21 protein-coding genes and 1 pseudogene are annotated in these 21,153 nt (G+C 42.4%); 17 read left to right on the top strand and 5 right to left on the bottom strand.

Annotated features, from left to right (window positions below; genetic code table 11):
• Positions 1–456 precede the first annotated feature (456 nt).
• Together dnaK and LC608_RS04940 are read left to right on the top strand one after the other, a co-directional pair.
• On the top strand, positions 457–2,358 hold the full coding sequence (gene dnaK / locus LC608_RS04945; RefSeq protein ID WP_229552458.1) for a molecular chaperone DnaK: 1,902 nt from the start codon (positions 457–459) through the stop codon (positions 2,356–2,358).
• 253 nt (positions 2,359–2,611) lie between these two features.
• Positions 2,612–3,247, top strand: coding sequence for an acetoacetate decarboxylase family protein (locus LC608_RS04940; protein WP_229552457.1), 636 nt, complete (start codon positions 2,612–2,614; stop codon positions 3,245–3,247).
• Positions 3,248–3,385: 138 nt separating this feature from the next.
• On the opposite strand, the gene LC608_RS04935 is transcribed toward LC608_RS04940, so the two are convergent.
• Complete coding sequence (locus LC608_RS04935) at positions 3,386–5,266, bottom strand: ABC transporter ATP-binding protein (RefSeq protein WP_229552456.1); 1,881 nt, start codon at positions 5,264–5,266, stop codon at positions 3,386–3,388.
• Positions 5,267–5,327: 61 nt separating this feature from the next.
• Here LC608_RS04935 and LC608_RS04930 point away from each other — a divergent pair, with 61 nt between their 5' ends.
• The 7 genes from LC608_RS04930 to LC608_RS04900 all read left to right on the top strand — a co-directional run bounded on the left by LC608_RS04930 (position 5,328) and on the right by LC608_RS04900 (position 11,447).
• Positions 5,328–5,873 carry a GNAT family N-acetyltransferase gene (locus tag LC608_RS04930; RefSeq protein WP_229552455.1) on the top strand — a complete coding sequence of 182 codons (546 nt, stop codon included), beginning with the start codon at positions 5,328–5,330 and terminating at the stop codon, positions 5,871–5,873.
• Positions 5,874–5,897: 24 nt separating this feature from the next.
• A complete protein-coding gene (locus LC608_RS04925) occupies positions 5,898–6,431 on the top strand; it encodes a GNAT family N-acetyltransferase (RefSeq protein WP_229552454.1) in 534 nt (177 codons plus the stop codon).
• Positions 6,432–6,750: 319 nt separating this feature from the next.
• Positions 6,751–7,773, top strand: a complete 1,023-nt coding sequence (locus tag LC608_RS04920; RefSeq protein ID WP_229552453.1) for a tetratricopeptide repeat protein — start codon at positions 6,751–6,753, stop codon at positions 7,771–7,773.
• Positions 7,774–7,943: 170 nt separating this feature from the next.
• Entirely contained in the window at positions 7,944–8,162 is a 219-nt protein-coding gene (locus tag LC608_RS04915; RefSeq protein ID WP_229552452.1) for a hypothetical protein, read from the top strand.
• 253 nt (positions 8,163–8,415) lie between these two features.
• Positions 8,416–9,606 carry a pyridoxal phosphate-dependent aminotransferase gene (locus LC608_RS04910; RefSeq protein ID WP_229552451.1) on the top strand — a complete coding sequence of 397 codons (1,191 nt, stop codon included), beginning with the start codon at positions 8,416–8,418 and terminating at the stop codon, positions 9,604–9,606.
• A 170-nt stretch (positions 9,607–9,776) separates the two neighbouring features.
• On the top strand, positions 9,777–10,214 hold the full coding sequence (locus LC608_RS04905; protein ID WP_229552570.1) for a secondary thiamine-phosphate synthase enzyme YjbQ: 438 nt from the start codon (positions 9,777–9,779) through the stop codon (positions 10,212–10,214).
• A gap of 180 nt (positions 10,215–10,394) precedes the next feature.
• Positions 10,395–11,447 (top strand): aromatic ring-hydroxylating dioxygenase subunit alpha, encoded by a 1,053-nt coding sequence (locus LC608_RS04900; protein ID WP_229552450.1) that lies wholly within the window; start codon positions 10,395–10,397, stop codon positions 11,445–11,447.
• 1 nt (position 11,448) lies between these two features.
• On the opposite strand, the gene LC608_RS04895 is transcribed toward LC608_RS04900, so the two are convergent.
• The 3 genes from LC608_RS04895 to LC608_RS04890 form a co-directional block, all read right to left on the bottom strand.
• Positions 11,449–12,126 (bottom strand): SDR family oxidoreductase, encoded by a 678-nt coding sequence (locus tag LC608_RS04895; protein WP_229552449.1) that lies wholly within the window; start codon positions 12,124–12,126, stop codon positions 11,449–11,451.
• Positions 12,127–12,137: 11 nt separating this feature from the next.
• Entirely contained in the window at positions 12,138–12,260 is a 123-nt protein-coding gene (locus LC608_RS37195; RefSeq protein ID WP_308189828.1) for a hypothetical protein, read from the bottom strand.
• Between the two features lie 124 nt (positions 12,261–12,384).
• The gene (locus LC608_RS04890) at positions 12,385–13,005 is read right to left on the bottom strand and encodes a hypothetical protein (RefSeq protein WP_308189827.1); all 621 of its coding nucleotides are present in this window, start codon (positions 13,003–13,005) and stop codon (positions 12,385–12,387) included.
• Positions 13,006–13,319: 314 nt separating this feature from the next.
• Between LC608_RS04890 and LC608_RS04885 the strand changes: the two genes are divergently transcribed.
• From LC608_RS04885 to LC608_RS04855, 8 genes and pseudogenes are all read left to right on the top strand, one after another.
• Positions 13,320–13,715 (top strand): hypothetical protein, encoded by a 396-nt coding sequence (locus LC608_RS04885; protein WP_229552448.1) that lies wholly within the window; start codon positions 13,320–13,322, stop codon positions 13,713–13,715.
• Positions 13,716–14,170: 455 nt separating this feature from the next.
• On the top strand, positions 14,171–15,937 hold the full coding sequence (locus tag LC608_RS04880; protein WP_229552447.1) for a WD40 repeat domain-containing protein: 1,767 nt from the start codon (positions 14,171–14,173) through the stop codon (positions 15,935–15,937).
• Positions 15,922–16,188 carry a hypothetical protein gene (locus LC608_RS04875; RefSeq protein WP_229552446.1) on the top strand — a complete coding sequence of 89 codons (267 nt, stop codon included), beginning with the start codon at positions 15,922–15,924 and terminating at the stop codon, positions 16,186–16,188. Before LC608_RS04880 ends, LC608_RS04875 begins: the two co-directional genes overlap by 16 nt.
• 364 nt (positions 16,189–16,552) lie before the next feature.
• A pseudogene (locus LC608_RS37465) lies at positions 16,553–16,936 on the top strand (hypothetical protein); the annotation flags it as partial.
• 213 nt (positions 16,937–17,149) lie between these two features.
• Positions 17,150–17,710 carry a Uma2 family endonuclease gene (locus LC608_RS04870; RefSeq protein ID WP_229552569.1) on the top strand — a complete coding sequence of 187 codons (561 nt, stop codon included), beginning with the start codon at positions 17,150–17,152 and terminating at the stop codon, positions 17,708–17,710.
• Between the two features lie 95 nt (positions 17,711–17,805).
• Positions 17,806–18,366 carry a Uma2 family endonuclease gene (locus LC608_RS04865; RefSeq protein ID WP_229552445.1) on the top strand — a complete coding sequence of 187 codons (561 nt, stop codon included), beginning with the start codon at positions 17,806–17,808 and terminating at the stop codon, positions 18,364–18,366.
• A 120-nt stretch (positions 18,367–18,486) separates the two neighbouring features.
• Positions 18,487–18,678 carry a hypothetical protein gene (locus LC608_RS04860; protein ID WP_229493557.1) on the top strand — a complete coding sequence of 64 codons (192 nt, stop codon included), beginning with the start codon at positions 18,487–18,489 and terminating at the stop codon, positions 18,676–18,678.
• A 90-nt stretch (positions 18,679–18,768) separates the two neighbouring features.
• Positions 18,769–19,920: an AI-2E family transporter gene (locus LC608_RS04855; protein WP_229552444.1), complete on the top strand. Its 1,152-nt coding sequence runs from the start codon at positions 18,769–18,771 to the stop codon at positions 19,918–19,920.
• Between the two features lie 386 nt (positions 19,921–20,306).
• Here LC608_RS04855 and LC608_RS04850 read toward each other — a convergent pair whose 3' ends face one another.
• On the bottom strand, positions 20,307–21,125 hold the full coding sequence (locus tag LC608_RS04850) for a DUF928 domain-containing protein (protein ID WP_229552443.1): 819 nt from the start codon (positions 21,123–21,125) through the stop codon (positions 20,307–20,309).
• Positions 21,126–21,153: the final 28 nt, after the last annotated feature.

Below are 21,153 nucleotides of genomic sequence, written 5' to 3'. Positions count from 1 at the left end.
ATACCAAAATATTGGCGATTAATACGGAATTACTGAGGCGATGCCTGCGGTAAGCTACGCCTACGCGCCTTTTAATTTTGTTCTATTTTCGGTACTTTTGTAACTTATTACCTCTAAAGGCGGCAAACACGACTCTACCGTTACGGTTCACCCTAATTACTGAAAGTATTAATTCCCATACATTAGACAGAGTGAAGGCAATAAATCCATGAAATAACTAAAAAAACTATTTAGTTAGTTTAACCGTCCTAAGTAAGGTTCGGGAAACCACCCTTCATGGACTGGCTAACACTAAGCTTCAGTATATATATCAGCATATCTGGAGTTTTAACCCCAGAAAAGCCAAAACAAAGGTATTCATGCTGAACTGGCTGATTTATTGACCCTGTTGGTTCAAAATTTAGTCCTTTATATTCTCATTCATTCATTTGTAGTTATACGGAGCCAGCACCTAAAATGGCAAAAGTAGTTGGAATTGACTTAGGAACAACGAACTCCTGTGTGGCAGTGATGGAAGGTGGTAAACCCACAGTAATTGCTAATGCTGAAGGTTTTCGGACAACGCCATCAGTAGTCGCATTTGCGAAAAATGGCGACAACTTGGTTGGGCAAATCGCCAAACGCCAAGCGGTGATGAACACAGAAAATACGTTTTACTCAGTCAAACGCTTCATCGGACGCCGCTATGACGAAGTGAGTAACGAAGCTACGGAAGTTTCTTACAAAGTCCTCAGCAATAACGGCAATGTCAAATTAGATTGTCCAATCGCTGGTAAAGCATTTGCTCCTGAAGAAATTTCTGCAAAAGTTCTTCGCAAACTAGTTGAAGATGCCAGCAAATACTTGGGCGAAACCGTAACCCAAGCTGTAATCACCGTTCCGGCATACTTCAACGACTCCCAACGGCAAGCGACAAAAGACGCTGGTAAAATTGCCGGGATTGAAGTTCTACGGATTATCAACGAGCCTACAGCTGCATCTTTGGCTTATGGGTTTGACAAGAAGAGTAACGAAACCATTCTCGTGTTTGACCTTGGTGGTGGTACCTTCGACGTATCCGTACTGGAAGTAGGAGATGGAGTTTTTGAAGTACTAGCCACATCTGGTGATACCCACCTTGGCGGTGATGACTTCGATAAAAAAATAGTTGACTTCTTAGCTGATAAGTTCAAGAAAGCCGAAGGTATTGACCTGCGGAAAGACAAACAAGCCTTACAACGTCTGACTGAAGCCGCAGAAAAAGCCAAAATTGAGCTTTCTAGCGTCACTCAAGCAGAAATTAACCTGCCATTTATCACTGCTACCCAGGATGGCCCCAAGCACCTGGATACAACCCTGACTCGCGCCCAGTTTGAAGAACTTTGCTCTGACTTAATCGACCGTTGTCGTGTTCCTGTGGAAAACGCCCTTCGGGATGCCAAGTTAAACAAAGGCGATATTGATGAAGTGGTATTAGTTGGTGGTTCTACCCGCATTCCCGCAGTCCAACAGATTGTGAAGCAGGTATTGGGTAAAGACCCTAACCAAAGTGTTAACCCTGATGAAGTGGTAGCAGTTGGTGCAGCCATTCAAGCTGGGGTACTGGCTGGTGATGTAACTGGCATCTTGCTGTTAGACGTGACACCGCTATCTTTGGGTGTTGAAACATTGGGCGGCGTGATGACCAAAATTATCCCCCGCAACACAACAATTCCCACCAAGAAATCGGAAGTCTTCTCCACTGCTGTGGATGGACAAACCAACGTAGAAATTCACGTCCTCCAAGGTGAACGCGAATTCTCTAACGATAACAAGAGCTTGGGAACCTTCCGTCTGGATGGTATTCCTGCTGCACCACGCGGCGTTCCTCAAATTGAAGTGGTGTTCGATATTGATGCCAACGGTATCCTTAACGTTACCGCTAAGGACAAAGGTACTGGTAAAGAACAGTCCATCAGCATAACCGGCGCTTCCACCCTGGATAAAAATGACGTTGACCGGATGGTAAGAGAAGCTGAACAAAACGCTTCATCTGACAAAGAACGGCGTGAGAAGATTGAACGCAAGAACCAAGCCGACTCTTTGGCATACCAAGCTGAAAAGCAGCTACAAGAATTGGGCGATAAAGTTCCCGATGCTGACAAGACCAAAGTCGAAGGTTTGGTAAAAGAACTGCGGGAAGCAGTAGCTAAAGAAGACGATGAGCAAATCAAAAAGCTCACCCCAGAATTGCAACAAGCCCTATTCGCTGTTGGTAGCAACATCTATCAACAAGCTGGTGGCGGTGCTACACCTGGTGCTGAACCCCAAGATGGTGGTTCCACATCTAGTGGTAGCGGTGACGATGTAATTGACGCTGATTTTACAGAGAGCAAATAATTCCCCAACTTCTTTTGGGAAGATTATTTAGTCCCACCTCATATCACCCACTCAGGCAAATCCCTGAGTGGGGATTTTTTTTTAGAAGTTATGAGTTAAAAGTTAGGAGTTTGAAGTTAGGGGTTAGGAGTACAGAGGCGATTAATCGCCTCTGTACAGGAGTTTGAAGTTTGAGTAAAACTAATATTGGTAACTCTTAATCTTAATTCTTAACTTTATTCCTAACTCCTTACTCTCAACTCCTAACTCCCTTATGCCATATCCACAAGCACCTTGGACACTTCAGGGCTATGCTATGCAAACTCTGCATTTGGTAAACATTGACCAAGTGCGCCCTTTGATTCCCTTAGAGTTAGAAATTATTTCTGTATGGCCTGGTAAAACTCTCGCTAGTGTGTATTTATCTCATTATGGGTCAGGCTCGGTACTAGAGTACAGCGAATTAATTATTGCCCCAGCTGTGGTTAATTACCAAAGGAAAATCGGTGGCTGGGTTTCCCATATTTATGTAGATAATGCTGATTCGGTGGCTGGTGGTCGAGAAATTTGGGGACTGCCAAAGGAATTAGCGGAGTTTACCTGGGAACAAGGAAAGCATGTTACTGTGCATCAGGGAAACCGGAAATTGTGTAGTCTTAACTATAATCATCAAAGCTTGGCATGGAGACAGTGGTTAACTGCCTCTGCTTTTGGCGCCAAGGGTGGTGATTTGCTGATATTCCCTGCTGAATTTGAGTCTGTGTTGGGTTTGATTAGTTCTAAGTTAGAAATCCCCGGCGAAAGTCCTTTTTCTGGAATAGGTTTAGGTCAGCCTTGGTTAACTGTGCGTTGTGAGCAGATGAGTTTGCAGATTGGTGCGCCAAATGTTGTAGGTCAGATGGCTATCTAGTACTGCAAAGCAGAAGTTTACCTAACTTTAATAAGGGTATGTTGCTCTAAGTCTTGTTAATTGAGATGTTAGCTGGATTTAAGCCAAGCTGTACTAAGCATTTTCCAGGTTGAGCCTTCAGATTATTCTGAAAATATCCTAACTTCCCAACATCTGCAAGTTATGCAAAGTGGCATAAAGCCCCCCTTCTTGCAGTAGTTGATCGTGGCTTCCCTGCTCGATTAATTCGCCGCGTTTTAGAACAAAAATCCGGTCTACATTCCGAATCGTAGAAAGGCGGTGAGCAATAATAATCGCAGTACGTTTGAGCAAAAGCTGGTTTAGTGCCTCTTGAACTAAAGCTTCTGTGCCAACATCTAAACTAGCAGTAGCTTCATCTAGTACCAAAATTTGGGGATTGCGAATGGCAGCCCGCGCAAAGGCTAATAGTTGCTTCTGACCACTAGAAATATTTGTGCCCCGTTCTCGCAGTTGAGTATCATACCCTTGGGGTAGTTCTTCTATAAACTGGGCAATATTGGTTTGCTCTGCTGCTTGTTGAATCTGTTCAATGGTATAGCCATCTCCTAAAGAGATGTTGCTTTTAACATCGCCAGCAAACAAAAAGCCTTCTTGGAAAATTACTGCCATGTAACGCCGCAGTTCTGCCTGGGGTACTTCTCGAATATCTACACCATCTATGAGAATGCGTCCTTGGGTGGGTTCGTAGAGGCGGCACAAAAGACGGATGATCGAACTTTTACCCGCACCTGTGGGGCCGACTAATGCAATTTTTTCACCTGGATGAATGGTGAAATCTAAGTCTTTAATTACGTAATCATCATTGTTGTAAGCAAACCAGACGTGATCAAAACGGATTTCTCCCAGTTCAGGCGCGGAAGTTAGGTCTGGGGATTCTAAATTTGCAACTATTTCGTCTATATAGCCAAATTTTGCATCAAATATTGAGAAGCGGACATTGGCGCGATCGCGGATTTCTATCGGTTCATCTAATATATCGCCTACGCGTTCAATGGCAGTAAAACCTGCTTGAATGACCGTAAATTTTTCGGCAAAATCCCTTAAAGGATCAAATAATCGCTGGGCGTACAAGATAAATGCAGATAATGTCCCAAAAGCTAAACTTTTTCCTAATAGTAACGAACCACCCAAGCCCAAAACACCTGCGATCGCAATCAGACCAATCCATTCTAAGGTGGCTGAAATAAATGAATCATAAAAGATGGTTTTATCCATTTGCTGAGTGTAGCGGCTGTTTGTGGCGCGAAACAATTCGGCATTAAATCTTTCCCTACGGAACAACTGCACCACGTTAATGCCAACCACATTTTCTTGTAACTGGGAGTTCAATATAGAAAGTTCTTCCCGCCCTTTGTAATTGGCTTTGCGGTACTGTTGCTGAATGTAAACTATTAACCAGCTAATTGGTAACAACATCACTAGCAGCAAGCAAGTAAGTTGCCATTCGATGGAAAACATTAAACCCAAAATCACCAGCATGGAAAACAAATTGGACACAATGCCAATTGCCCCAGTAGAAAAGACATCGCCTAACACTTCCACGTCGCTGGTGATTCTGGTAATTAATTTACCTACGGGTGTACGGTCAAAAAAGCGTACAGCTAACGATGTCACATGCTGGAACAAGTCTTGGCGAATTGCTGCGGTGATTTGTTGCCCTAGCTTTTGTACTAAATAACCCTGATAGCCTGTTAAAATCAGTCGGCTTGCGATCGCAACTAACAATACTCCCTCCAGGATATTTAGCCCTTCGGACATGGGGCGATTCCTAAGAAATTCGTAAGTGCTTGGTTCATTGCGAATTAGGGAGATAGCTTGGCCAATCAACAGTGGTTGTACGGCATTAGCTAGGGCGATCGGTACAAGTAAGCCCATTGATAGCGCCAATAGCCGTCCGTTACGACGGGCATAAGGCACTAAACGCAAAAACAACCGCCAGTCATTCTCAGGGCGCTGGCCTTGCGTATAAGATTTTTTGAGAGATTGGTAGATGCTCATAGTAAGAGCATTATAAAATACGCATGTTTAAAGTAGCGTTTGTCTTCTTACTCTGAATACCATGCCTGAGATAGAAACTGCAAGACTGTTATTAAGACCTTATACTCCTCAAGACCTGGATGAACTTGCTCCCATTTTGAGCAACCCAGCAGTTATGAGGTATTCACCCAGAGGGCCTATACCTAAAGATCAGGTAAAAGAAGTAACGCAGGAAACATTACAATTTTTTATTAAACACTGGCAACAGCACGGTTTTGGTGTATGGGCTGTAGTCGAAAAAGCTACTGTCAAATTAATTGGTCATTGTGGGCTGAATTTTTTACCCAATAGCCCGGAAGTTGAAGTTCTTTATCGGTTAGATGAAGCTTATTGGAATCAAGGAATTGCCAGCGAAGCCGCAAAGGCAAGTTTGAGGTATGGCTTTGAGGAAGTCAAGCTAGATCGTATCGTCGCCATCACTGCACCAGAACATACAGCTTCGCGTCGTGTGATGGAGAAATGCGGGTTGAAATACGAAAAGAATGCTCAATTTTATAACTTAGATGTAGTGTATTATGCTCTGGCTCGTTTTGAATGGCAATTGGATGATTCTCTTTACATTTTGTAAATTTAAATTTGAATTGGGGTAATTATGCCTGAGATCGAAACTGCGCGGCTGCAACTAAGGCACTTCAATCTAAATGACTTTGATTACCTGTTTCGCCTCTACAGCGATGCAGAAGTCATGAGGTATCTGTCGCCAAGAACAAGGGAACAAACCCAGGCAAGTTTAAACAAACATATCCAACAGTGGCAACAACACAACTTTGGGATGTGGGCAGTAATATACAAAGCAACTGGTGCAATGATTGGCCGGTGTGGACTTGGGTTTCTGGAAAATACGCCGGAAGTTGAGCTTGGCTATGTGTTTGACAAGTCCTATTGGAACATGGGACTAGCAACTGAAGCATCTCTTGCAACTTTAAAGTTTGGATTTTGGGAAGTGAAGCTAGATCGGATAGTAGCTATTGCTCATCCAGAAAACATCGCTTCAGTGCGGGTGATTCAAAAGGTAGGAATGAAGTACGAAAAGAATGCTAGCTATTACGGTCATGATGTAGTATATTACGCTGTCTCAAACTCAGAATGGCAGCCGGATGATTCCCTTTACATTTTGCAATCTTAAAACTATCATATCTCGCACGCAGCCTACAGAGTCATGGGCGAATCAACTGCTACATATAAAAACCACTGCTGCAAACCCAATAAAGCTATAGAGAATATATGCTTTAGGTCTTTGATAGGGACGCATAGCTATGCGTTCTACTAGGTTATTTGTATTAATTACTTCATACATATCCTGTAAGTAAGAAACAATACCATATTTTTCTGTTTAAGTCTTATATCTAAAGATAGATGATTAAGGTTAAAATTTGGGAAACCTAAGAGAGGTTCATTCCTAAAAGATGTCCTGCCTATTTATCGCAGAATGCAACTGAGGTCAGATGACGCAACCTTTAAATCAAGTCAAAGAGTGGGAACAACGTCGTGATGAAGCAAGCCGCTACTACCAGCGCGGGAGATTTCAAAAGTCTCTGGATCTGGCAACGGAGAATTTACACTTGGCTAGATCAATTCCAGACAGAGCCAGAGAAGGTTATACATTAAACGACCTTGGTTTAGCTCACCTCAGTTGCTGGCAACCTCAAAAAGCATTAGAACGCTTTCATCAGGCGCTTTCGGTTGCTGTTGAAATTGGCAACGCGCCAGCACAAGCAACTGCACTTAGCAATCTAGGTTCTACCTACAGCCGTCTTGGGCGCTTTTCGCAAGCGTTGGAATATTTTGACCAAGCACTACCAATCTTTAGGCGATCGCAAGATACTCAAAGTGAAATTTCCACCCTTAATGATGTAGCACTAATTTATACCCGGTTAGGAGAACCGAAACGGGCACTGTTGCTACAACACCAAATTTTGAGGATGCGCCGATTGTTAGGTGACTTTTCTGGTGAGGCAACAACCTTAAATGGTATTGGGTTTGCTTACAACGTCTTAGGCAAGTTTGAGGAAGCTCTAGAATTTTTTCAAGCAGCGCTTCCAATTGAACGAGCAGTCAAGAATTTGGTTGGTGAAGCAACTACTTTAAATAATATTGCCTCAATCTATAGCGATCTAGGAAAACCGAAACAAGCCCTATTGCTCTACTATCAAGTTCTTTTGACACGTCGAGCAATCAGCGATCGCTCTGGTGAGGCAACAACGCTTCATAACATTGGTTATACCTATAGCACTCTGGCAGAGCATCGGCAAGCAATGAAGTTCTATAAACAAGCCATTGCGATTCATCAACAACTCGGCGATGGGCTGGGAGAAATTTCAACTTTGCTGAATATGGGAAGCCTTTACGCCACAACGAAACGCAAAAAAATGGCGCGATCGTGCTACCAAAACGCCCAAGAGTTAGCAGAGCAAATCGAACATCAGCCACTCCTAGAAAAACTACAGCAGTTTATAGATTCTCTTTAGGTTGATGCAGCAGACTCTGATTCCTGACTTCTCCTTAAAGAAGTCGGGAATTTTGTTGTTCTTGAAGCTCAAAAAATTAGCAACTTCGTTACCGTCAACCATATATTGCTCAACAGGTTACGATCAATTAAGAAGTAATAATTTTTTATGGCATCGCCAGGAGTCTCTAAATGTTCATTACTGAATTGTCACCTATATTCAAAGAATTTATCCAGCATCCAGTCTCATTTGTCGGTGGGTTATTCTCTGGTGTGCTTCGGCTCAATCTTGCAGAAGATCCTGTAAAAAGCTGGCTGGATCAACAGACCCGCTCCAATAGTTACACCAGCACCATAAGAGACGCACATAATGGCAAAGCAAGTGGGCCTCAACAGATTTCGATTGACTAAATTTTTGGGTAATTGGTCATAGACTCCCACATTGTTGCAGTTCAAATAAGATCCCCCCGCCTGCGGCGACCCCCTTAAAAAGGGGGTAAATATGAGAAAAAGCCCCCCAATTTATCGGGGGGTTGGGGGATCTCCGAGAGACAAGCATGTTAACCGAAGCGTGTTGTAAGTGTGGAAATCTATCACAAAGGAACTTTCCATGTCTTCCACATTAAGGGATACTAAAGCCAGATAGGTAAATAGGTAAGGAAATATGGAATCCCTAACCTCTCGTATGCAGGCGGTACAGTCGCCAATTATTCCTGTGGTTGGGGAACTAATTAAAAGCTCTCCTGGAACAATCTCTCTAGGACAGGGTGTTGTTTGTTACAATCCACCACCGGAAGCGATAGAATTTTTACCAAAGTTCTTAGCCGAACCCACTAATAATTTATACAAATCAGTTGAAGGAATTCCCCCGTTGCTGACAGCACTTGCAGAAAAATTGCAAACCTTCAACGGTATTGAAATCAATGGGGAAAATTGTATCGTCGTGACAGCCGGGAGCAATATGGGATTTATGAATGCCATTCTTGCTATCACTAATCCAGGCGATGAAATTATACTGAATACGCCCTACTATTTCAACCACGAAATGGCGATCGCAATGGCTGGTTGTCGTGCAGTGTTAGTGGCGACAGATGAAAATTACCAACTACGCCCAGATGCGATCGCTCAAGCAATTACTCCCAAAACGCGGGCTGTGGTGACAATTTCACCAAATAACCCGACTGGAGTTGTCTATTCAGAAGCTGCATTGCATCAAGTAAATCAAATTTGTGCCACTCGCGGCATTTACCATATCAGCGATGAAGCCTATGAATACTTTACCTATAACGGGGTAAAACATGTTTCCCCTGGTGCATTTGAGAGTAGTAGCGAGTACACCATTTCTCTTTTTAGCTTTTCCAAAGCATACGGTTTTGCCAGTTGGCGCATTGGCTACATGGTGATTCCCAAACACTTATTTGTTTCCGTCAAACAAGTCCAGGATACGATTTTGATTTGTCCGCCAGTAATTTCCCAATATGCGGCTTTAGGGGCATTGCAAGCAAAAGCGGAGTATTTGGAGAGTAATATAGGTGCATTGGCGCAGCCCGCCGTAGGCATCGCTCAAGTTCGGCAACTAGTACTCGACTCCCTTAATCGCCTACAAGGTTTATGTAGCATTACACCTGCCAATGGTGCTTTTTATTTTTTCCTCAAAGTTAATACTCAGATGGATGCTCTTGAGTTAGTTAAAAGACTAATCCAGGAACATAAAGTAGCAGTTATTCCAGGTACAACCTTTGGTATGGATGACGGATGCTACCTCCGCGTTGCCTACGGTGCGCTGCAAAAAGATACAGCAAAAGATGGTATAGAAAGATTAGTGCAAGGTTTGGAAACTATAGTTAGGAGTTAGGAGTCATCCAATTTTGTATTTTAGATTTTAGATTTTAGATTTTTCCTTCAATCCAAAATCCAAGTTGCGCTGGAAGCGCAACAAAGGTGCGACCCAAAATCTAAAATATATGAGGGCTTTAGGCTGTGTTGGCGTACCTCGTCGGTAATCCCAAATATAAAATTGAAGAGATGCCAATTATTAATAAGTTAATTGAAATTGAAACTGAACCAAAAATTAATATTTATAATATAACACCACAAATCCAAGATTTTCTTACTTCAACATCAATTAAGAATGGACAAGTTTTAGTATTTTCTCGACACACAACCACAGCTTTAGCTATCAACGAAGATGAAGTTAGATTATTAGAAGATATAAAAGTGTTCTTGCAAAAATTAGCACCTGAATCAGACAGCTATTTACATAATGACTTGCATTTAAGAGATGTCCCGGAAGATGAACCGATTAATGCTCACTCTCATTTAATGGCAATGATGCTGACAACTAGTGAGATAATTCCCATTGTGGATGGTAAATTAGCTCTGGGAACCTGGCAATCTGTATTGTTTTTTGAGTTGGATGGGCCGCGCAAAAGAACGGTATTTTTCCAAATTTCTGGCGAATAATGCAACTTCACACCTGTAATCCTCCCACAACCTAAATCTGAGAGAATTACGAACGCGACCAACAAGTGTCTCAGTTGAATTTACCTACAGCAGTTAAAAACCTGAAAGAATGTTTCTAAGCATAACCTTCCTTTCCACAAACCAGAACTTTCGTTGTGACAAAGGCAGACGCAATTAGTCATGAAAAATAACGATAACTTTGTATTACGTAATACTTGGTACTATGCTCTGCCTAGTAATCAGATTAAGCCAGGTATGATGATCAGCCGCATTTTCTTGGGAGAACCAGTGCTGCTAGTCCGCAGCCAGGATGGTAAAGTCTCTGCGATGACGGACATTTGTCCCCATCGTGGTGTGCCCTTGAGTTGTGGTAGATTCAATGGGCAGGAAGTGGAATGCTGTTACCACGGTTGGCGCTTTAACCCGGCTGGACGCTGCACTGCGGTTCCATCTCTTGTAGAGGAGCAGCAGATGGATTTGAGGCGCTTTGACGTACATTCCTATGAAACTTGGGAAGCACAAGGGAATATCTGGATATATATGGCTGATCCCGATAATCCTCAACCTGCTTCTGAGATGGAGATTCCGGTAATTCCAGGGTTTGGCGAGCGATCGCACCAATTCGTAGAAGTGGTAAAATTCCCTTGTTTTATAGATCATGCAGTGGTAGGTCTGATGGACCCTGCTCATTCACCTTATGTTCATCGCGCTTGGTGGTGGCGAAGTGAGCAACTGCACGAAGAAGTGAAGCAATTCGATGCTTCGCCCTACGGCTTCACAATGCGACGACACCGATTACCAGCGAATGGAGGCAGATTATACTGGCTGATTGGCGGTGGTGTACCGGAAACGGAAATTTCTTTTCGTTTACCTGGAGTCAGAATCGAAGAAACCACAATTGGCAAGCATCGAGTCGTTAATTTAACGGCAGTTACACCAATTTCAGACACAGAAACTGAGGTAACTTTTGCTCTTTATTGGACGCTTCCTTGGGTAGGGTTTTTCAAGCCACTGTTACATGTGTTGGCGCGGACTTTCATTGGCCAAGACCGAACGGTTGTAGAAAAGCAGCAGATTGGTTTGAAATATAATCCCGTGCTACGACTGATTAAAGACTCAGATATGCAGGCGCAGTGGTATTACCAGTTAAAGCGAGAGTATGCTAAGTCTGTCGCTGAAGGACGAGAATTTGTGAATCCTGTCAAGGGTCAGATACTCCGGTGGCGTGCTTAAATTACTCCAAATTAAATTCCGCAAATTCTCTTTGTCCAAATTGCATATTTCGGTCTATCGCTGACAAAATTTTATTATTGGTGCGATCGCTATTTAAACAGCGACCAACTAACTGTGCGACATCTGCACGATTTATGCTACCAATAATGTGCGGATCTTCAGTTAAAACACCATTACCCGTTGCTGGTTCTGACTTTAGTCCACCAGGACGGATGATTGTATAGGTGAGTCCACTGGCAATTAAGTGTTGTTCAGCTTTGTCTTTCTCAGCTAAAACTTTTCCAAGTACCGCTAAAACTTGGGGTGACGCAGCAACAACACTATTGCCAGCACCAATGGAAGAGACAAGAATAAACTTTTGCACCCCAGCTTTAACTGCTGTATCAATCAGATTTTTATTACCAGGGTAATCGGGTCTTTCTACATCTGATGGTAAACCGCCAATTGTACTGATAACGGTGTGAATAGATTCATCTGTAAGCATTGCGCGTTCTACATCGCCAACATTCAAGGCATCTCCCAGAACCACCTCAATACCGATTTTTTCTAGTTCACTAGCAACTGCTGCTGTTCTCAGGAGTGCTTTTACCTTTAGCTGTTGCGCTGTGAGATATTGAGCAATTTCTCGACCAACACCGCGACTTGCTCCAGCCAGAAAAATATAAGATGCACTTGTCATAATAAATTTAACTACTTACGCTCAAAAGATTTTATCAAAGGATTGGCAGCAGTTAATAATTGCTCAAGCTCCTGAGATTTTTCTGGCTGGTGGCGAACATAAGTGTCAATAAACAGACCAATAATTTCACTCATCAGCAAACGCAAATTTTATTGAGATTGAGTAGCTTTTAAGTCGAGAGAGGGTCTAACTGTAGTGGAGTCTGGCTCATCAACTATCGAAAAGTGATTTGCTCCCTCTAAGATTACCAGATAGCTGTCATTTCGTCCCCCAGCGATTGCTTCTTGGAATGTACGTGTAACTAACTGGGATAGTAGCATCCCCAGGACTTATACCATAAAGTTCGCTACTGGTAAGCATAAATCCATCACGGGTTCCTCCCATCAGTAGCAGTGGAAGGGAATCTGGTAAAGGCAAGATAGTTCCTGGTTCATACCCTATGGTTGAAAGTCCTCTGCTACTGGCGCCATAAGAAAAAGATGCAGCAACTCCAGGGAAAAACCGAGGGTCAGCATTTGTGAGCGATACTAAACCACCCACAGAGTGTCCACCGAGAATGATGCGTTGTAAATCCAACATTCCTGCTAAAACTCCTTGATTTTGTAACTGTTCGAGTTTAGTTAGGAGTGCTGGCAAAGCCAAAGCTGTAGGAGCAGCAGGATAAATTGTGGGCTTCAGTTTTTCAAAATCAACTCCAGGTGTGAGGCTAATTACGCCTGGTAGATTTTTGGCAATCCAATTAAAGAGAACCACTACTAATCCACGTTCAGCCAATTTAACCGCTAACCATTGGTATTGTTGAGCATCACAGTTATAGCCATTGAAGAAAATCACTACTGGAAAAGGTGCCTTTTCTGGATTAGCTGGCTCAATTCCCATACTTTTTTCTAGCTGACTCTCCAGTATCTGTGCTGGAGAAAATCTTCCTCTCAGCGTACAACTGCTCCTCGCAAGCAAAATCTAATGATCTAAAATAACGAAGTAACTAAGTAGAAGGCAGCAGTAGAGACGCGATTAATTGCGTCTGTATAGAAGTCAGGAAAATCATTTCGCTGATTGGCATTTTACGTTGAATTATGTTGACCTACTGGTAATTAAAAATACTAGCAAAAAATATACTTAACCTAATTGCAGTAAGTATTGTAATAAACAATTGTGCCAATCTAGCAAATAAGTTTTTAAGGATAAACATTATGGCTAAAAAATCTCAACCCAATTTAGAACACTATCAGGATGTCAGATTATCTGCCACCACAAGAATTTGGGTAATTACAGTCGCCATTCTCGGAGTTTGCATCCCACTATCAGCCGTTACTAAAAGCGGTGCTATTCTTCCTTTAGTTGCAATTGGTGGGGCAGCTGTTGGTACGGTTGCTGTTTGGCGTTCTGATGAGCAAAAATCAAAAACTAACTATTTGCAACAGCAGCAGATAGAACTGCTAGAGAGGAGATTAGCCAATATAGAAACAATTGTTAGCAGTGATGAGTTGAACTTGCAAATGAAAATTAAACAGATTGAGGCAAGGGATACTTTTGGCGACTCCTCTGATGTAAGTACTACACCGAGACAACCAAAACGCAAAGGTTAAAATAATTTGTAATTCGTAATGGGTTACGCTAATGTAATTAGTAATTATTATACCGCAAGGGTTTCATTGATTTGGGATGGGTGGTTTACTTCCACCGTACTGTAATACGTTATTTTTGTGTAGGGATTTGTTGACTTCAGGTTATGGCAACCTTTGAAATCCCTCTCACATTAAACTTTCCTTTGCGGCTATAACTGTTTTCCTAGAAACAGTATCTCGTTCTCCATCTCCGTTAGAATTGACTGACATCATTTAATTCTATATACTTCAACTGCATCAGTTCATGAAATATCTAAGTGCAATAATCTCTATCTTTCACGGAAGCATCTGCTAATTGCTGTGTTTTATTAGACTACTAAGATTACTGTATTTTTAATTAACTAAGGTTATAAACTTGAGTAATTGCATTGGTATAGCTTACCGTAGGTATGCAATAGTTTGCCGCAGGAATGCAGATGGATTGGATTAGCTTACTCAAATCTCAACAAGCTGACTTCCTTCAACGTGTGAAAAAACCTAAAACTTATGACTTATCTTTGCTGGAAAGTCAAGTAAAAGGTTGTCACACGGAAATTATGGCTTTTTGGGGTGAGCCTTTGGCTAGACTCCAAGAACTTTCTCGCCAACAAGCAGAAGTTCTTGCCAAAAATCCGCCGCCAACGCCACCTGAATATCCTGAACCTCCTGACTGGACGATACCTTTTCCCAAATACTTCCAACAACAAGCCCAAGATTATCTTTTACGGGAGCATATTGTTGACCGAGTGATAACTGAACGTTTGGGGAAGTTGGTAAAAAAGGTATCACAAGATACTGTGGAAAACATGGTTTTAGATGATGAGGGAAATTTGTGTGGCGAAAGTAAGTTTTCTTATGTACTAAAAGAGAATCCTCAGCTGAGTATTCAAGTTTATGTTGCTGATGGAGAAAGTTTTAATGGTATTAAGAAAGACAAAATTAGGTGGTCGGTTACTCAAGAAGATTTAAGAAAGCACCAAGTATTAATTTTTCTGTGTTTATTTTATCCATCTACAGATAAGCTAGGATACGACGAGAAGCAGTGCATAATTACAGGCTTTTTACCTGCAAATCAAATTGAACTTACTGAACCAAAACTCTACATTAATCCGAGTCACTTGTTGTATGCGGGGGGGTTGAGTTGGTATTTAGAATCACTTATTAGTAAAAAAGAGACGTCGCCATTAATTAATGAGAATGCGATCGCAGATACAATACAGACTCTACCATCAGAGCATTGCCTTAAGGGTATAGTCGGTGACTGGGAATGCTGGCAGACTTTGCAAGGACACACCAGAGGTATTAATTGCCTAGCTTTCAGTTCTGGGTGTAATAATGGCAAAGCTTTACCCATATTGGCAAGTGGTAGTCGGGGAGAGACGAAACTCTGGGATTTAAGCAAGGGTGAATTAATAGATACATTATCAGAGTATCCTTGGGTGATATCTGGGCTGGTGGATGAAGTGAATTCCCTAGCTTTTAGTTCAGATGGACAGACTTTAGTCAGTTGTGGTGCAGATTCCACAATTAAGCTTTGGCATGTAGGCGCTTTAGATTTGATAGATATTTTGCACAAACATAATGGGGTAGTGCGGTGTGCTGCTTTTACCCCAGACGGCAGAATGTTAGCGACAGGCGGAGATGATAGAAAAATTCTGTTTTGGGATTTGATGCAACGTCAGGTAGCGATCGCACTCTCTTTAGATGATACAGCTGCTCATTCTCTAGTTTTGAGTCGAGACGGCGAAACTTTAGTTACAGGTAGCTATCGCAAAATTAAAGTCTGGCGCACCTTACCCCAGACGGGAGTCAAAAGTTTAAAGGATGCACAACCACTGCATACCCTCATGGGTCATTCTCACATCGTTCGTTCCTTAGCGATTAGTGCAGATGGTAAAATGCTGGTGAGTGGTAGCTGGGATCAAACGATTAAAGTTTGGCAATTGGAGACTGGGGAATTACTTCATACTCTTAAAGGACATAGAGATAGAGTATATGCGATCGCATTAAGTCCCGATGGACAAATAATTGCTAGCGGTAGTGCTGATAAAACTATTAAGTTGTGGCATTTACAAACTGGTGAATTGCTGGGTACGTTTACAGGTCATGGGAATATAGTCACAGCGTTAGCTTTCACAGCTTCCGGCGAGATGTTGGTTAGTGGGAGTTTGGATAAGACTATTAAAATTTGGCAACGAAGTTAGTAGAGACGCGATTAATCGCGTCTGTTCATCCACCTTTTATCTCCGTTAACGAGTCTTTGAAGTGGATGAATCCACCTTTTATCTCCATTAACGAGTCTTTGAACTGGATGAATCCACCTTTTATCTCCATTAACGAGTCTTTGAACTGGATGAATCCACCTTTTATCTCCGTTGACGAGTCTTTGAACTGGATGAATCCACCTTTTATCTCCGTTGACGAGTCTTTGATACTTGTAGACAACAAAATTTAAAAACTCTCTGCGCCTCTGCGCCTCTATGTGAAACTTACAACTCTGCTAACAGCGTTTCCAAGTAGCGAGTTAAATTATATACAATAGCTTATCAGTTGCCTACATTCACTGATACCGAGGTAAAACTGACAGTTAAACAAGTTTTTAGCTGGTTGAATTTGAGTTAAGTAATATAGCGGTTCTCAGTTGAGTCCAATATAGAGCTAACCCCCAACCCCTTCCCTACTAGCGTTGGGGAGTAAGATTCAAAGCTTCTCTCCTTTTAGGAGAGAGGAATGGAAGTGAGGTCAAAGTCTATTGCATACACACGAGAAACGCTAGACAGGCGCATTTTTACTAAATTGATGGTGTTGGAGAATAGTCTATGGCGATGACGAAACTCTGGAAGTTTTTGCAAAACATTCAGGATTTGAACTGGGGACAAGGCGTAGAGGTAACAAAGACTGGAGCCGAAGCAGCTAAAGCCGTGCTTGATTTGGCAAAGGCAATTAAAGAGCAAAAACCCAATGTTCAAAACTTCAAACCTTATGTAGAACAGATTTCGTCGCTATTAGATGTATTTAATTCTCCTCTCGGACAAATTACCAAAGAAATAATTCCCTTTGCCCCCGTCGCCATTACCATCCTAAAGTTCATTATTGATGCAACCAACAAAGAGCCAAGTTTAGAAAGCTGTGTGCTACTAGTTAGTCAGGCTGCTTACATAGATAGCTTTCAGAATATTCTCAAACAAGATTCCGAATTACTCCAAAAAATCGATCCAAACCTTCCAGCTTCTCACGCAAAGGCGCAAAGATTAAGGTTTTTTGACGAAATTACATATCACAAAGACGCGATAAATCGCCGTCTCTACAAAGGACTGATTATTGTAAAGACGGCGATTTATCGCGTCTCTTGCCTTAACCGAACTATATTAGGCCGCACGCCCATAATAAAACTATCCCCTCCATACTATTTACTTATGGCGATCGCAACTCAACCCCAACTAACTTTAGATGAGTTCCTCAAACTGCCAGAAACTGAGCCAGCATCAGACTTTATCAACGGAGAAATCATTCAAAAACCAATGCCCCAAGGTGAACATAGCCGACTACAGACTAAATTTTGTAATGTCATTAATAACGTAACTGAAAGCCAAAAAATTGCTTGCGCTTTCTCAGAGCTGCGTTGTACCTTTGGCGGTGCTTCTATCGTCCCTGATGTGTCTGTGTTTCGCTGGGATAGAATTCTTAAAACTTCATCTGGCAGAATTGCTAACCGCTTTGATATTCATCCTGACTGGGCAATTGAGATTCTTTCCCCAGACCAAAGGTTAAAAAAAGTGTTGAGTAAATTATTCCATTGTTCGCGCAATGGTACTGAACTGGGCTGGTTAATCAACCCTGAAGACGAAAGTGTGCTAGGGATTTTTCCTGGACAGCGAGTGGAATTATACGAAGGTGCTGATAAATTACCCATCCTTGAGGGTATCGAGTTGGAATTAACAGTTGAAGAGGTTTTTGGTTGGCTGAGTTGGATGTAGTACTTATCACAAACGAAGGATGCGAGGCGTAGCTTGCTTTAAGAGTAGGCGATCGCACGCCCATAATAAAACTATCCCCTCCATGCTATTTGCTTATGGCGATCGCAACTCAACCCCAGCTAACTTTAGATGAGTTCCTCAAACTGCCAGAAACTGAGCCAGCATCAGACTTTATCAACGGGGAAATCATTCAAAAACCAATGCCCCAAGGTCAACATAGCCTACTGCGGAGCAAATCTTGTCATGTCATCAATCAGCTAACCGAAAGTCAAAAAATTGCTTTGGCTTTCCCAGAACTGCGCTGCACCTTTGGCGGTGCTTCTATCGTCCCTGATGTTTCTGTGTTTCGCTGGGATAGAATTCCTAAAACTTCATCTGGCAGAATTGCTAACCGCTTTGAAATTCATCCCGACTGGGCAATTGAGATTCTTTCCCCAGACCAAGGATTAAAAAAAGTATTGAGTAAATTATTGCATTGTTCGCGCAATAGTACTGAACTCGGCTGGTTAATCAACCCTGAAGACGAAAGTGTGCTAGGGATTTTTCCTGGAGGGCGAGTGGAATTATACGAAGGTGCTGATAAATTACCCATCCTTGACGGTATCGAATTAGAACTAACAGTAGAACAAGTTTTTGGCTGGTTGAGTTTGACGTAAATAAAGCGAACGCATTTCCCAAAGAAAGTTGCAAAGGATTGTATCTGTAGGTTTATTGTAGAAACTGGGCGGTACAGCGCAAATTCGTGTGTACCACAAAAATTTGTATGCCATACTTTTATGCAAAATCAACTAGGATTTGTTCTGAAACTGCTTTTACTCTCGGCTTTGTTATCAGTATTAATTAAGTATGCGGGGCCAAGCCTATCAATTCCGGCGACAGCAACCAACGCGCTAATTATAGTATTGTTGCCAATTGTGATTATAGCGATCGCGCTACTGTGGCGATTCCAAGCACAGAAACAAAATTAACTCAAACCATAGACGCACAAGTTACTAAAATCAGTTAATCTAGCTGAATTACCAAAAAATTGCATCTCGCCAACGGTTGGGAGTTAGCCTGTGAACCTCGGTCAATGGATCGGCTTAATCGCCATACTTCTTTCTTTATACATCCTCTGGCAAATTCGGGAAGTGCTTTTGCTCATGTTTGCCGCAGTTGTCTTAGCCACCACCTTAAACCGGCTAGCGAAACGCTTCCAACGCTTTGGGATGAAGCGTGGATTCGCCGTCCTCCTCGCAGTAGCTATCTTTTTTGCAGTTATTGCGGGTTTTTTCTGGCTAATTGTGCCGCCATTTGCACAGCAGTTTCAAGAACTAACCAATCAGGTTCCTAAAGGGTTTGAGCGTTTTAATAGTTGGCTTGATACGCTGAGAACTTATATTCCTAAGCAGTTGCTTCCTTACATCCCAGATATCAACAGCCTTATCCAACAAGTACAGCCCATTGTCAATCGGCTACTGGGAAACTCTTTCGCCTTTGTATCTGGCTCTTTGGAAGTTGTTCTTAAGATTTTGCTAGTGTTGGTTTTAACCGGAATGATCTTAGCCGACCCCGTGGCTTACCGCAAAGTATTTGTGCGGCTTTTCCCCTCATTTTATCGGCGGCGGGTAGATGGGATTTTAGATAAATGTGAAGTTTCCTTGGAGGGATGGATTACAGGCGCTTTCATTGCCATCCTTGTAGTGGGGCTGATGAGTCTGATTGGCTTATCAATTTTGCATGTAAAGGCAGCACTAGCTTTAGCGGTTTTAGCTGGGTTTTTGAACTTGATTCCCAATCTGGGGCCGACAATTAGTGTAATACCAGCAATAGCGATCGCCTTCTTGGATGAACCTTGGAAAGCGGTCGCTGTCCTAATTCTCTACTTTTTTATTCAACAGGCTGAGAGTAATTTCATCACGCCAATTGTGATGGCGCAGCAAGTCTCATTGCTGCCAGCCGTAACCTTAATTGCCCAACTATTTTTCGTCACTTTCTTTGGCTTTTTAGGATTATTTCTGGCGCTACCCCTGACTGTTGTTGCTAAAATTTGGTTGCAAGAAGTACTGATCAAAGATGTTTTGGATGAATGGGGGAATAACCATAAAAAAGAGACTGAGCTTGTGATGGTTCCTGAATCTCTTGGAGCAGATGATAATTGGACAGCAGAAAATCCCGATATTAATCGGCAGCGACGCATTGATGATGATATCTTGCAAAAAGAAGATTAAAACAATTCGCAATTGGCAATTGGCAATTCGCACTCTTGCTACTCCCCGCTACGTTTGCAAAGCGTTTCGTAGAGAAGAGAGCAATTACGTTTTGTGTTAGCGAGTCTGCGTACTTTTTCAGAGAAGCAAGCTACGCTTTTAGCGTCTGTCTGCGACACGCTGCGCGAACGTAGAGAGCGTCCGGGGATTTAGATTTAGGCTTCCATTCGCCCTGCTTGATAGAAGCTATGCAACTTAAACCCCCAAACTAGGTTAATCAATTTTAGATTTTAGTTCTGAAAATCCTAGTTGGTAGTGGTCGATTTACCGCTCACTACCAACTAGGATTTTATTTTATGTTTAATTATCGCTACCTGCTTAGTTGCTCTGGGAATGTGTTTCTTAGTCTAAGGTTTTTCCGAAACAATCGGTTCTGCTGCAATATCATCTAAACGGATGCTGCTTAACAAATTCTGCCACTCTGCTTGTAGTGCTGCATCTTTAGGATTTTGATCGCGCAGTTGGGCCAATATCGTCAGTGCCTCGTACCATATCCCATTTTGGGCATAGATGGCATAGCGCTTTAGAGGTTGTGTGGTTTGTAGCTCTTTGAGAGCGGCTGGTTTGAGTTTGATTCGTTGTATTACTCCTTCGACGAAAGTCGGGGGAGAATTATCTTGGTGGTCACACTTAACGGTTAAAAACCAGCGATATTGTTTGTTTAGTGCTAAGGCAGGAGCGCTGGTAGGCAGAGAAACGCGCATGACTCCTGCTTTATCTGGTAGAGCGATCGCTTCTCTGTAAATGTCCTTCAAGTCCTGTTGCAGCACAAATTCAACTGCATAGGGCAAATCTTTAGTATAAGGCACATAGAAAAACCAACTTGGGCGTTCTACCGTTGTCTGTCCCCAGACATTAATCACTGAGTCAGCTTCCTCAGTAAAAGGCACTAAAGCAGTCAGGTCAGTTTTAGTAATAGGAAGTGGACATGCATCCCCGCCGTCGCGCTTTGCTCCACCACGAACCCGACCTCCAGGAGGGGGGCCAGATGGAAGGGAGGGTTGATTAAAGGCTTTAGCTTGAGCAAGGTTCGTTTTAGCACCACCATCGCTAGGTGAAGAATCAAGAGTTGGTTTTGCCATTACTGGAGTCAGGCTAACGAGTAAACTTGTGCAGCTAAGAGCTACTACTAAAAACAGTTTTATCTGTTGTGAATTTGACTTCATAAAAACCTTCCCTTAAATATGCAAACCT

Origin of the sequence: Nostoc sp. XA010, from assembly GCF_020829625.1 — a bacterium.
Classification (GTDB): domain Bacteria; phylum Cyanobacteriota; class Cyanobacteriia; order Cyanobacteriales; family Nostocaceae; genus Nostoc.
This window is presented reverse-complemented; position numbering and strand designations above follow the sequence as displayed.